This is a genomic window from Lysinibacillus sp. NPDC095746, from assembly GCF_044763535.1.
Lineage (GTDB): Bacteria > Bacillota > Bacilli > Bacillales_A > Planococcaceae > Lysinibacillus.
The window spans coordinates 70,470-84,246 of the sequence record NZ_JBIWGL010000015.1 but is presented as its reverse complement, the minus strand read 5'-3'; the positions used below and the strand labels follow the sequence as shown (position 1 = coordinate 84,246).

The following is a 13,777-nucleotide window of genomic DNA, read 5'->3' as shown; positions in this document are numbered from 1 at the left end:
TTTGAAGGGAAAAATAATGACATTACGACGATTTGAAATTTGCTTACTAATGTACTAAGGCAATAGCAAAGAGAGGGGTATTTTCATGGGGATGAAAATGTTGGAGAAGTTGAATGCTTTACCTGGGCAATATAATTTACTTGATTATGAGAAAGCTGCGGCAACTCATGATTGGAAAGAGACAGAAAAGGGATTTAGTTGGTATGAAACAGGGCTTGTAAATATGGCATATGAGGCAATTGATCGTCATACAGAAACACATCGAAAAAACAAAGTTGCACTTTATTTTAATGATGGAAAGCGTAAAGAGACTTATTCTTTCAATGAAATGAAAAAGCTGACGAATAAAGCAGCCAATGTTTTTAAAGCAGCAACAAATTTAGAAAAAGGTGATCGATTATTTATTTTTATGCCGCGTTCACCGGAGCTTTATTTTTCTTTATTAGGCGCATTGAAAATGGGTGTAATTGTAGGTCCACTATTCGAGGCATTTATGGAAGGTGCAGTTTATGACAGACTTGTAGATAGCGAAGCTAAAGTATTAGTGACAACACCAGAGTTACTTGAACGTGTACCTTTAGCGAAGCTACCGCATTTGCAGTACGTCTTTTTAGTAGGATCTGATGTAGAGGAAACACCACAAATTTTAGATTTCAATAGACGCTTGAAAGAAGCACCTTCTCAATTTGATATTGAATGGGTGGACAGAGAGGACGGTATGATTCTTCATTATACTTCTGGATCAACTGGAGCTCCAAAGGGCGTATTGCATGTTCATAATGCAATGCTTCAACAATATCAATCTACACAATGGGTATTAGATTTGCGTGAGGATGATATTTACTGGTGTACGGCCGATCCAGGATGGGTGACAGGTACAGCATATGGCATTTTTGGTCCATGGTTAAATGGTGTCACAATGCTAATTGTTGGTGGGAGATTTTCACCACAAGCTTGGTACCAAGCTATTGAAGATTATAGTGTAACAGTTTGGTATAGTGCACCAACTGCTTTCAGAATGTTAATGGGTGCTGGTAGTGGTATGCTTGAGAATTATGATCTATCTTCGGTACGCCATATTTTATCTGTTGGTGAGCCGTTAAATCCAGAGGTAATTCGTTGGGGGACAGATGAGCTAGGTCACCGTATACATGATACGTGGTGGATGACAGAAACCGGTGCGCATATGATTTGTAACTATCCTTCTATGGATATTAAGCCAGGCTCAATGGGTAAACCATTACCAGGTGTTCATGCGACAATTGTTGATGATGCTGGTAATGAAGTACCACCTTTTACAATGGGGAATTTAGCCGTTCGACGTGGTTGGCCTGCAATGATGCGTCAAATTTGGGGAAATCCAGAGCGTTATGAATCCTATTTCTTAAAAGGTGAATGGTATGTGTCTGGGGACTCTGCCTATATGGATGATGATGGTTACTTCTGGTTCCAGGGGCGTGTTGATGATGTGATTATGACAGCTGGTGAGCGGGTAGGTCCTTTCGAGGTAGAAAGTAAGCTACTAGAGCATCCCGATATAGTAGAGGCAGGGGTGATTGGAAAGCCAGATCCTGTCCGAGGTGAAATTATTAAAGCTTTTGTATCATTACGTGAAGGTGTTGAACCTTCAGATACATTGATAGAGGATATTCGTAATTTTGTTAAGAAAGGTTTATCTGCACATGCAGCACCACGTGAAATTGAATTTAAGGATAAGCTACCAAAAACACGCAGTGGTAAGATTATGCGTCGTGTGTTAAAGGCGTGGGAGTTAAATTTACCAACTGGTGATTTATCTACGATGGAAGATTAATTATAAGAAGCAGGAATTTGTTCGGCCGACGAAAAATTCCTGCTTTGTTTTTTTTACTGCCAGTTATATGTAGGGGAGCATTAGCCCTCTACTAGCGCCGTATATAATGTTTACTTACCATCTATTTCGACAATAATCGTGTAAGTGTCATGAGCATTTGTAGCGAAAATTTCAGATCCAACTGGCAGTTTAGTAGCATAAAAATCTTTGAAAAATAGAGTGGATGTCCTCGTTTTTTTATTTCTCCAATTTTGTCTTCTTTTATAAAATCACCCTTTTTTAGAGATTCTTGATCGGATGCTTTTATATAGATTAATTGATCATTTTGTAAAATATCTGCTTGAGGATCTTTTTTAAGAATAGTTTTTAGTCGAAGCGACGGAAGGAAGAGTCAAAGCGACGGAAGGAAGAGTCAAAGCGACGGAAGGAATAGGCGAAGTGACGGAAAGTAGAGCCAGAGCGACGGAATATCCGCAACGAAGGCGAGTATCTTGGATTTGATGAGCATTTCAGACCGACATGTGTACGTAAACACAGCTACTGTTACCACAACTTCGATGAAAAGTACTGAACATTAAAATTCACAATGCCAAAGGAATGTGCAACCTGTCCGTTACGTGATGATTCACTCTGTCAGAAGGTTTTCAAAATCAAGTGTAACAATGATTTACGGAAATTTACGTATCCAGCACGTGGCCCTGAACTATGGAAACAACTGTATAAAGAGCGCACAGCCGTTGAACGTGTAAATGCATACCTAAAGCAATATTTTCAGTTAAACAATGTCCGTCAAAGAACAAGAAGAAAGGCGAAACTTCACTTCAATCTGGTGACTTTTATCTATAATGCCTGCAAGTTGGCAGTAGATCGTCTGAATGCTTTATTACAGACACAAACTCAAGCAGCATAATTTTTATAAACGTAAGTTTTCTTAATAGGAGTAGTCTAAACTCTTGGAAAATATGATTTATGAAATTGATTCAAGTAAGTAAATTTACTTGGAGCATATCATCAAAAGTAGGAAATCACATTTGTTAAATCGTATGCCTTGTATATTAGTTGATTGGAGTGGAGGCTGGGCGACTCCTTGGGGATCAGCAATAGAGGAACGAAGGCTAAAAGCATCACATCCTGTGATAACGCCTTCGTGACCAACATCGTGTTTGCCCGAGACCTTGGAGCGATCACAACGTGAGTGAAGCGGCTCATCGGACGCCCCCAATACTTTATAAAAGATAAGCTTTTTTTTGAGTATTCTCTTTGTTTTATAGCGTGTAGTTATCCAAACTTTTTTAAAATCATTCATTGAATGAAGTTTGTGAAAATTAAATAAATAAATAAAAATTCAGTTGACTTAATAAATATGCAGACGTATACTAATTTTAACTTAATTCAGAGGTGAGTGCATTGAAAGTAGGGATTGTTGGTGCAACCGGATACGGTGGATTAGAGCTTATTCGATTTTTACATAATCATAAAGCGGTGGAACGGATCGATTTATTCACATCTTCAGAAGAAGGCGTTATTTTTTCTTCTAAGTTTGGTCATCTCGTCCATATTGCCGATACACCTTTACAAAAAATTGATTATAGGACTTTGGAGGAATTTGATGTTGTTTTTACAAGTACACCTTCAGGAGTAACAAGTGAGCTATTACCGCCATTGGTGGGGAAAGGTCCTAAATTAATAGACTTGTCTGGTGACTTTCGTTTACAAGATCCAGCATGCTATGAAGCATGGTACGGTAAAAAAGCGGCGCCATTAAAATTTATTCAACAAAGTGTTTATGGCTTAACTGAATGGAATGCAGAAAATATTCAACATGCTCTTCTTATCGCAAATCCAGGATGTTATCCAACAGCCGTTTTACTTTCGTTGTTACCATTGCTAAAAGAACGATTGATTGATTCAAGCTTTTTAGTGATTGATGCGAAAAGTGGGATTTCAGGGGCTGGAAATAAACCATCGCAAACAACGCATTTTAGTGAGGTAAACGAAAACTTTTCAATCTATAAAATGAATACACATCAGCATATACCGGAAATCGAGCTGGCCATTTCGATGTTTGCAGGGGTTAATACAACTATTTCTTTTAATACTCATTTAGTGCCAATGACTAGGGGGATTTTATCTACTTCTTATGCACCTGTTATGTCTGGTGTTACAGAGCATCAGCTAGTAGCTTGTTTACAGCATGCCTATGAAAAGCATCCGTTTGTACGGATCGTTACAGATGTAAATAGTCTAGGAACAAACCGTGTAAAAGGTTCGAACTATTGCGACATTTTGGTGAAGGTTGATAGCCGTACGAATCGTGCCACAATTGTTGGCGTCATCGATAATTTAGTCAAAGGTGCTGCAGGGCAAGCCATTCAAAATATGAACGTACAATTTGATTTACCACAAACAACAGGATTAGATGTGGTGCCGTTCTTTTTGTAACTTATTTGGAGTGAATTTTTGTAAAATTGATTAACTAAGGGGGAGATTTTATGACATTAGTAGCATCCACAAGTATTATGAAAAAATTATCGAGTAAAAATATTGTTTCACCAAAGGGCTTTAAAGCTGCGGGTTTACATTGTGGTTTAAAGCATAAGAAAAAAGATTTAGCTGTGTTAGTTAGTAAAGTACCCGCAAGTGTAGCAGGTGTCTTTACAACGAACGCTGTACAGGCAGCACCATTAAAAGTAACGAAAGAGGTTGTCTACACAACGAAGAAAATGCAGGCGATGATTGTCAACTCCGGAAATGCTAATGCATGTACAGGAAAGCAAGGTGTAAAAGACGCCCAAACAATGCAGGCCCTCATAGCAGAAAAGCTAGGTATTGGGGCAAATTTAGTGGGTGTTTGCTCAACTGGTGTCATCGGTGAAATGATGAATATGGAGCCACTGGCAAATGGGATTAATCAGTTAGAGCCAAAGGATAATTTAGAAAGTGCTATTGATTTTGCACAAGCGATTATGACAACAGATACGGTTATGAAAAACACAAGTTACAGTACTATTGTTGATGATAAAGAGATTATTATCGCTGGTGTAGCAAAAGGGTCAGGTATGATTGAACCGAATATGGCAACAATGCTAGGTTTTATTACGACAGATGCAAATATTGAATCAGATGTTCTACAGGCTACATTAGCTGATATAACAAATATGACGTTTAATGCAATTACAGTGGATGGGGATACATCTACAAATGACACAGTAGTTGTCATGGCAAACGGCTTAGCAGGAAACGCTGCTTTAACTCCTGACCATCCAGATTGGCAAAACTTCTACTATACATTGAAAACAGTAGCTGAGGACTTAGCGAAAATGATTGCTAAAGATGGTGAGGGTGCTACGAAGCTGATTGAGGTTGAAGTTGAAGGGGCATTTTCGGATGAAGAAGGACGTAAAATTGCTAAAACAGTAGTTGGTTCACCACTTGTGAAAACGGCTGTATTTGGCTGTGATGCAAACTGGGGACGTATTATTGCCGCTGTAGGCTATAGTGGTGCAACGGTTGATTCGGAAAAAATTACGATTCAAATTGGCGGTGTAACAATGGTTGAAAATGGTGAACCAGTGCCATTTTCGGAAGATGAGTTAATTCAAATTTTAAAAATGCATGAAGTGAAAATTTATGTGTCTCTTGATATTGGGGAAGGCAAAGGGCATGCTTGGGGATGTGATCTCACTTATGACTACGTTCAAATCAATGCCTCATACCGCTCGTAAACGAATGGTCATTAAGCTTGGTGGAAGTACGTTAGATGGCTTAAATGAGTCGTTTTTTGAGAATTTTAAAAAACTCCAAGAAAGCGGCATAGAGCTTATTATTACCCATGGTGGTGGCCCAGCCATTAACCGTGAACTAGCGGTGCGCGGAATAGAATCACATGCATTAAATGGTATTCGTGTCACGAGCAAAGCTGCAATGGATATTGTACAGTCAACGTTAATAGGGAAGGTCAATCCTGCGCTTGTTCATGAATTAACAACTTCTGGCATTGCTGCAATTGGATTAAACGGCTTTGATGGTCAGTTAATTTTAGCAGATTTTCTTGATAAAGATGTATACGGCTTTGTTGGTGAAGTGAAAGCCATCAATACATCTTTGCTAGAAGCAATAATGAGTGCCGGGGTTGTACCGGTTATTGCTTGCGTGGGATCAGATGAACATGGTCAGGCATTAAATATTAATGGAGATACGATAGCAAGTGAAATAGCATTAGCGATAGATGCGGATAGCCTATTACTAGTAACCGATGTAAGTGGTATTCGAATTAATGATGAATATCAACCGAAAGCAACACGCTCCTCTATCAATCAATGGATTGAGGAGGGGCATATTTATGGTGGGATGATACCTAAAGTTCAAGGAGCTCTCGAATGCTTAAGTGCAGGTATTCCATCCGTGCAAATTGTTGGAGAATCCTTAGTGGGTACGACGATTTTATCCGGGAGTTGAAGAAAACTCGAATAAGTAAAGTTTCCCTTCATCCTCACCAGTAACAGTCATTCTTCTTCTTCATAGATAGGGTGGGCATTCTAATGGTATAAAAGGAACAATATAGTTGTTTAGGGAAAATGATTGTTATAGCAAACTTAGTAGGAGTTGATAAAATGAGTGCTTTATTTGGAAACTATGGCAAGCGCCGCGCCCAAATTGTCAAAGGGCAAGGAACTGTTGTAGAAGATTCGGCTGGGAAAAAATATTTAGATTTTACAAGTGGAATCGCTGTAGTAAGTCTTGGTCATGCACATCCTGCAATCGTGAAGGCTATTCATGATCAAAGTAAAAAACTTTGGCATATTTCTAATTTATTTGATATTCCCGGTCAGGAAAAGGTTGCACAAAAATTAATAGCAGATACACACTTTTCTTATGCATTTTTCTGTAATAGTGGGGCGGAAGCAAATGAAGCTGCCATCAAACTCGCACGCAAGCATACCGGAAAAAATCATATTATTACTTTTGAAAAATCCTTTCATGGGCGAACTTTTGGAGCGATGTCCGCAACAGGTCAGGACAGTGTACATAATGGCTTCGGACCGCTTGTTGAAAAATTTACGATTCTTCCTTTTAATGATGTGGCAGCACTTGAAGCAACGATTGACGAGTCTGTGGCAGCAATTATGCTTGAAATGATTCAAGGTGAGGGCGGAGTTAATAGTGTATCACCAGAATTTGCTGCAGCAATCGCTAAAGCCTGTGACGACAAAGGAATATTACTAATTATCGATGAAGTTCAAACAGGTATTGGACGAACAGGGACAAGATATGCCTATGAGCAAACGATTTTAAAGCCAAATATCGTGACATTGGCAAAAGGGCTAGGTGGAGGATTCCCGGTTGGTGGAATGCTAGGAACAGCCGAGCTATTTGATACATTTAGTCCTGGCACACATGGGACAACATTCGGTGGAAACCCACTTGCGATGAGTGTTGCTGAAACCGTGCTTAATCATGTTTTTGAGCCTGCTTTTTTACAAAATGTGCAGGAGCGATCTTCGTATTTTGTTAAGCAGTTGAAGGAGAATCTACCGTCTACATATACGGTACAAGGCCAAGGTTTACTTCTTGGCATTGGTTGTGGCGATAATGAGGTAACCCCGTATATAGCTGCAGCAGAGAAAAATGGCTTATTATTAGTAGGGGCAGGACCAAATGTTATTCGTCTACTACCACCATTGACCGTTTCAACAGAGGAAATAGATGAGGCAATTGCGATTTTAAAAACGATACTGTTTTAGTATCTGGAATACGATGGAAATGAATCTGCTAGAATTTCTTTGTAAGAATTCTAGCAGATTGTTTTAATGCTTATCAAAAAAGACTTAACATCATAACATGAGGTTGATTTCCGTTCTGGCTGGGCGCTTTGTTGTTGCTGCCGCTGCGCTTTCACACAGAGCAACGCTTCCTGGGGCGCTTCATCGCTCCAAAGTCTCAGCTAATCCCCAAGGAGTCGCCCAGCCTCCACTCCAATCAGAATACGTTTTTAAAAATGGCATCCGCAACTTTTGGGTAGTTTAGTAAAATCCTATTGTAGCTCTTTTACTAAAGTTTTCACTAGGGTAGGGAGCCAATCATGAAGTTGACTAAATGTAAAGCCTGCAGCTTCTGCCTTTGTAGTTGACATATACCAATCTGCCGGAACTCCATATGGTGACTGCGACATTTCATCGTTACCTACCAGAGAAATTTTCGCAGACTTTCCAGTCGTTTCTTCAATAAGCCCAAGCAAATCCTTTAACGAAATTGCACCTGCAGCTGTGGCATTATAAGGTCCTTCAATTGGTGTAATGCCAGCAAAATATAAAAATGCAGCTGCTTCATCATCCGTGATAAAGCTCATTTTTGCTTCGATATTTGGTAATGAAATAGGCTGTTCCTGTAAAACTCGTTCAACATGAAAATGTAAACGGCGTGTATAGTCGTTCTCCCCCATAACAATCGGGAAACGTACAGCGACAACAGGGAATGTGGCTTCTTTGAAAAGCACTGCCTCTGCTTGACGCTTACCTTCTCCATATGAGAAATCTTCACGGTTCCCCATCCGAACTTCATAATCATATGGATTAAAATCTTCTTCTGTTTTGACAATGCCGTCTATTTCGTAGGTTGATAGAGTAGATGTAAAAACGAACTTTTTTGTTTTACTTTCTAAAATTTTACATATTTTATGAGCTTCGTTAGGAGAATAGCAAATATTATCATAGACAATATCCCATGTTGTATTGGATAGTGCCTGTGACAACGAATCGGCATCATCTCGATTAACGATTAGCTGCTTCACCTTTGTGCCAAAAGGATTCCCGCTTTGTCCACGTGTTAAAATAGTTACGCTATGACCGTTTTGAATAAAGAGTTCAACAAGCTTTTTACCAAAAAAACGAGTGCCTCCTAAAACTAAAATGTTCAATTATTTCCACCCCTTCAAATTAGTAGTCCCCTTTATAATGACAAAAAAACAGGCATACTACAATTACTTTTAATTGTAGTATGCCGTGTAAGATGATTATTGGGTAGTTGGTGGATTAGTCGGTGGAGTTGGTTTTCCGTTGTCTCCTCCGTTAGAGCCATTCCCGTTATTTGAGCCATTCCCGGTGTTTCCGGAACCATTCCCGTTATTTGAGCCATTACCGTTATTTCCGGAACCACTGCCGTTATTTGAGCCATTGCCGTTATTTCCGGAACCACTGCCGTTATTCGAGCCGTTTCCGGTATTTCCAGAACCATTGCCGTTATTCGAGCTGTTGCCGTTGTTTGAGCCGTTGCTGTTACTACCATCTGACCCATTGCCATTTTCCGAACCGTTTCCATTTTGGTTCGGGTCATTCCCGTTAGTAGGTGGGGTCGTTGAGGGATCTTTTTCTTCCTTGTCTTTTTCAGGCTGGTTTTCATTCGCACTACCACCAGTAGAAACGACATTAGATTGCGCTGAAGTTAAACCTGTAATATCGACAGCGACAACAACATAGGCTTGACCACTTGCTACTGTCATACTTTGTGATGACTCAAGCACTGATCCGACAAGTGTTTTACCACCGTTTGTTACTTTATATATTCGATAACCGACAACATCATTTGAAGAGCCTGTCCAAGATAATGTATTGCCATTAACTGAAGCAGTTACTGCTGCTGGCGAATTGTGATCTGCCGGGAAATCAACAGCTGATACCGATGAATTCGATAATGTCGAATTTTTTGGTAATAGGCTTGCTGGGTTACCGCCAAGTCTGCCTAACATTCGTTTAATAAATGCTTGATTAATACCTGCGCCACCTGGTTTTACAAATTCTGGTGGTGTGTTAGGGAGTGCATTATACGTTTTACCTTTAATCGTCACAACCTTTGAGGAAGCTAAGCTATCATCAGGCTGCGAAGGTAAAAATACTTTCGCGTTAAACAAATCAGAGCGTACGAGACCAGCATTAGCGCATGCTGCTGAAGGTGCTAAACCAGAAATACCACAGAATGATGCAGTGACAACGTTTTTCGGTTGCTTAAATCTAGTTTTAGGGGCAATTAATTGTGGATCGACATCATACACAGAATTCATTAATGTTCCCCACAGCTTGTTAATTCGCACACTAGGCTGTTGATACGTATTATTAAAAGTATACAGTGATTGATTGTTATCATAACCCATCCATACACCAAGAGAAACATTCGGGTTATAGCCAACTAGCCAAACGTCTTTATAATTTTGTGAAGTACCTGTCTTAGCAGCAAAGTCAGCAGAGAATTTAAGTGAATTTCTTGCAACTGTACCTGTTCCTTTTGTTAACACATCTCGTAACATATCTGTAACGATATAAGAAGTTTCAGGACTAAACACTTGTTCAGGTTTAACTTCGTGTTTATAGATGATATTTCCATTTTGGTCTTCAATTCTATCAATCATATAAGCGTCAATGAATTGACCGCCGTTTGCGAAGGTTGCATAGGCATTGGTGTTCTCTTCAACAGTAATACCATCTTTTACTCCCCCAATCCCAGCTGCAAGGTTTGTAAAGTCATCAGGTTGTAAAGTTGAAATACCCATTTTTACTAAATAATCGGCAGGACGTCTGTTAAGAATATCATAATATAGACGTAAAGCAGATAAGTTTTGTGAACTAGCTAAAGCTTCACGTGCAGGTATAAGTCCTCGTTCATCACTAGTAATATAGTTGCTCGGACTCCAACTGCCAACAGAGAATTTTACGTCAACTAATGGGCTACCTGCACCGATTACACCGTATTCTATTGCAGGTGCATATACGAGTAAAGGCTTCATTGTTGAGCCATTTGAGCGTTTTGCCTGTGTAGCGTAGTTATAACTTTTTAATTCAAAATCACGACCACCGACAAAGCTTAAAATACGTCCAGTATTATTTTCAATTAAAATACTGCCGACCTGTACAGGCATTTCAGTATCCACTTCTTCACCTGTTGCAGGGTCCTTGTCTTTAACGGTATAAGTATGACCGTAATTTTTAAAGTTGTCCGCTGCTTTTTGCATTGAATCGTACATATCTTTATTAATAGTTGAATAGATACGATAACCTTTTGAGCGAACATCGCGATCTGCTAGAATCGTATACTTATCTTTTAATTTTTTCTCACTTTTTAAGCGTTCTGGATCAATACCATCTTCTTCTGCTAGTTTTTCCGCAATAATGTCTTTCGCCCGACTTTCAAGCTCATACGTTAGCCAAGGGTAGCGATCTTCTGCGCGCATTTCCGGTGAACGGAAGTCAGCAGTGATATCGTAAGCAAGTGCTTCTTTATATTGAGCTTCGTTAATATACCCTGCGTCTTTCATACGATAAAGTACAGTTTTCATACGATCAATACCCGGTTGAAGAGCTTCTTTACTTTTAAGTACACCTGTATTTGTAAATGGGGTGTAAGCAAAAGGTGATTGGGGTATACCAGCTATATATGCTGCTTGAGGAAGCGATAAGTCCTTTGCTTTTACATTGAAAATACCTTCAGCAGCTGTTTCAACCCCTGCAATGTTTCGACCGGAAGCGTTACGGCCATAAGGTATTATGTTTAAATAGGCCTCTAAAATTTCTTCCTTTTTCATAAAATGCTCTAAACGCATAGCAAGTAAAATTTCTTTTGCTTTTCGTTCATAAGATACTTCGTTTGTTAATACTTGGTTTTTAATAAGCTGTTGTGTTAGTGTAGAACCACCAGTTTGAGTAGAAGAGTTTGTGACGTCTTGAAGTAGCCCACGGACAACAGCCTTTGGAACTATTCCGTTATGTTCACGGAAATACTCGTCCTCTGTTGCTAAAACTGCATTAATAACATTAGGTGCGACCTGGTCTAATGTTGTTACTCGACGGTCTAAATCTGTCCGTAATTTTCCGATATAAATATCATTGGCAAAATAAATCTCACTTGTTGAATCATAGTTGAAAATTTCATTCCTTAATTCTTCCTTTGAGCGAAGTGGCTCTTCTTTTACAAGTGAAGCAAAATATCCAGCGCCCACTGACCCGGCAAATACAGTGCCAACCAATGCAAAGACTAAAAATAGTAAAAATAAGTTCCAGGTAACACTTCCTGAAATACGTAATTTCTTCATCCATTTTTGTTGAATTAAATCATCGATCTTTGCATTGATTTTCTCAATCCAATCTTTCAATGTATCGACCTCCTAAAATCTTGTCTATTATAGCACATATTGATTTAGGTCGAACATAGTTATTGACAATGAAAAAGAATCGTTTAGAATAATGCTTATAGTTTTCTAGTGATGAAGAGCTTGCAGTAGTGTCTACATTCCCTGTTTAGAGAGCCAGCGGTTGGTGAAAGCTGGTCATAATGTAGAAACGAATTACGTGCTTGGAGCTTAGACGTGCGCGCCTGCGATAAAGGCGGTTGAATGAAGAGGAAGATGGATGACATCTTCAAGCCGGGTGGTACCGCGTTAGTTATTAACGTCCCTGCATGCAATGTTTTTGCGTGTAGGGACTTTTTTGTTTCTCCCTACACGGAATATTAAACACTTAGGAGGAATAAAAATGACGAACGAATTATTACAAGACTTAGAATGGCGCGGATTGTTATACCAACAAACTGATGCTGAAGGTATGAAAAAAATATTAGATGAACAATCTGTATCTTTATACTGCGGTGTTGATCCAACTGCGGATTCTATGCATATTGGGCATATTGTGCCTCTTTTAACGCTACGCCGATTCCAAAAAGCAGGCCACCGTCCGATTTTGTTAGTTGGTGGTGCGACTGGTATGATTGGAGATCCATCTGGTCGCTCGGAAGAACGCCAATTACAAACTGTTGAGCAAATTGATAAAAATGTTCAAGGTATCCGTAGTCAATTAGAGCGTATTTTTGACTTTGCAGAAGATGGTAATGGTGCACAATTAGTGAATAACCGTGACTGGATTGGCAATATAAATACGATTGAGTTTTTACGTGATTATGGGAAATTAATTAACGTGAATTACATGTTAGCAAAGGATACGATTGCATCACGCCTTGATACAGGGATTTCATTTACTGAGTTTGCGTATACTTTAATTCAAGGTATTGATTACAATCATTTATACAACCATTACAACTGTCGTATTCAAGTAGGTGGCTCTGACCAGTGGGGGAATATTACAACAGGTTTAGAAGTTATTCGTAAAACACATGAGGAAGAAACGAAAGCTTTTGGTATAACAATTCCTTTAGTAACGAAAGCAGACGGTACGAAATTTGGTAAAACAGCAGGTGGTGCTGTATGGTTAGATAGTAAGAAAACATCTCCATACGAGTTCTACCAATTCTGGATTAATGCTGCAGATGCTGACGTTGTAAAATACTTAAAAATCTTCACATTCCTTTCTCGTGAAGAAATTGAAGCTTTAGCAGTATCTGTAGAAGAGGAACCACATTTACGTAAGGCGCAAAAAGCACTAGCCGAAGAAATGACTCGCTTAATTCATGGTCAAGAAGCTTTAGACCAAGCAATCCGCATTACAGCTGCTTTATTCTCTGGAGACTTAAAAGCACTTTCTGCTGATGAAATGAAGGATGCGTTTAAAGATGTTCCTTCTATTGAATTGGCGAAAGAAGATAAAAACATTGTGGAATTATTAGTGGAAGCGGGTATTTCACCTTCCAAACGTCAAGCTCGTGAAGACGTAACAAATGGTGCGATTAGCGTGAATGGTGAAAAAGTCACTGCATTAGAATATGTAATTGACGGCAAAGATCGTTTAGAAGATGCATTCAGCATTGTTCGTCGCGGCAAGAAAAAATACCATATGGTGAAATTTGTTTAATCCGAACAAACATGTCAAACATCCCCTCGAAATTTGAGGGGATGTTTCTTTCTTTTTGTTGAAAAATGGTCAAGGAGCGCTCTCCTATGGCGAACATTTAGCTGCTATCTTAGCTTTGCATGCGCTGATGCTGCGTTTTCTCACTTAAATAAGTAACATGCCAGAAAATACACGCTAA

At 39.3% G+C, this 13,777-nt stretch carries 8 protein-coding genes, 1 pseudogene and 1 other annotated feature; of the genes and pseudogenes, 7 read left to right on the top strand and 2 right to left on the bottom strand.

Annotated elements, in window-relative coordinates:
- Positions 1 to 85 precede the first annotated feature (85 nt).
- The 6 genes and pseudogenes from acsA to ACIQ7N_RS12780 all read left to right on the top strand — a co-directional run bounded on the left by acsA (position 86) and on the right by ACIQ7N_RS12780 (position 7,557).
- Positions 86 to 1,813, top strand: coding sequence for an acetate--CoA ligase (gene acsA, locus ACIQ7N_RS12805; RefSeq protein WP_402932596.1), 1,728 nt, complete (start codon positions 86 to 88; stop codon positions 1,811 to 1,813).
- 466 nt (positions 1,814 to 2,279) lie between these two features.
- Positions 2,280 to 2,723: pseudogene (locus ACIQ7N_RS12800) on the top strand (transposase); the annotation flags it as partial.
- Between the two features lie 497 nt (positions 2,724 to 3,220).
- Positions 3,221 to 4,255 carry an N-acetyl-gamma-glutamyl-phosphate reductase gene (argC, locus tag ACIQ7N_RS12795; protein WP_402932593.1) on the top strand — a complete coding sequence of 345 codons (1,035 nt, stop codon included), beginning with the start codon at positions 3,221 to 3,223 and terminating at the stop codon, positions 4,253 to 4,255.
- 50 nt (positions 4,256 to 4,305) lie between these two features.
- Positions 4,306 to 5,538 carry a bifunctional glutamate N-acetyltransferase/amino-acid acetyltransferase ArgJ gene (gene argJ, locus ACIQ7N_RS12790; protein WP_402932590.1) on the top strand — a complete coding sequence of 411 codons (1,233 nt, stop codon included), beginning with the start codon at positions 4,306 to 4,308 and terminating at the stop codon, positions 5,536 to 5,538.
- Positions 5,501 to 6,271: an acetylglutamate kinase gene (gene argB / locus ACIQ7N_RS12785; protein WP_402932587.1), complete on the top strand. Its 771-nt coding sequence runs from the start codon at positions 5,501 to 5,503 to the stop codon at positions 6,269 to 6,271. The genes argJ and argB overlap by 38 nt, the downstream gene beginning before the upstream one ends.
- Positions 6,272 to 6,426: 155 nt before the next feature.
- Complete coding sequence (locus ACIQ7N_RS12780) at positions 6,427 to 7,557, top strand: acetylornithine transaminase (protein ID WP_402932584.1); 1,131 nt, start codon at positions 6,427 to 6,429, stop codon at positions 7,555 to 7,557.
- Between the two features lie 290 nt (positions 7,558 to 7,847).
- On the opposite strand, the gene ACIQ7N_RS12775 is transcribed toward ACIQ7N_RS12780, so the two are convergent.
- Positions 7,848 to 8,729: an NAD-dependent epimerase/dehydratase family protein gene (locus tag ACIQ7N_RS12775; RefSeq protein ID WP_402932581.1), complete on the bottom strand. Its 882-nt coding sequence runs from the start codon at positions 8,727 to 8,729 to the stop codon at positions 7,848 to 7,850.
- 96 nt (positions 8,730 to 8,825) lie between these two features.
- Positions 8,826 to 11,951 (bottom strand): transglycosylase domain-containing protein, encoded by a 3,126-nt coding sequence (locus ACIQ7N_RS12770; RefSeq protein ID WP_402932578.1) that lies wholly within the window; start codon positions 11,949 to 11,951, stop codon positions 8,826 to 8,828.
- Between the two features lie 102 nt (positions 11,952 to 12,053).
- Positions 12,054 to 12,257 (top strand) — a binding site (T-box leader).
- Positions 12,258 to 12,330: 73 nt separating this feature from the next.
- Here ACIQ7N_RS12770 and tyrS point away from each other — a divergent pair.
- Positions 12,331 to 13,599: a tyrosine--tRNA ligase gene (tyrS, locus tag ACIQ7N_RS12765; RefSeq protein ID WP_402932575.1), complete on the top strand. Its 1,269-nt coding sequence runs from the start codon at positions 12,331 to 12,333 to the stop codon at positions 13,597 to 13,599.
- Positions 13,600 to 13,777: the final 178 nt, after the last annotated feature.

Excerpts from the sequence above, each read along its gene's own strand:
- acsA (WP_402932596.1), top strand. The coding sequence starts at position 86 with ATGGGGATGAAAATGTTGGAGAAGTTGAATGCTTTACCTGGGCAATAT.
- argJ (WP_402932590.1), top strand. The coding sequence starts at position 4,306 with ATGACATTAGTAGCATCCACAAGTATTATGAAAAAATTATCGAGTAAA.
- argB (WP_402932587.1), top strand. The coding sequence starts at position 5,501 with ATGACTACGTTCAAATCAATGCCTCATACCGCTCGTAAACGAATGGTC.
- ACIQ7N_RS12780 (WP_402932584.1), top strand. The coding sequence starts at position 6,427 with ATGAGTGCTTTATTTGGAAACTATGGCAAGCGCCGCGCCCAAATTGTC.
- tyrS (WP_402932575.1), top strand. The coding sequence starts at position 12,331 with ATGACGAACGAATTATTACAAGACTTAGAATGGCGCGGATTGTTATAC.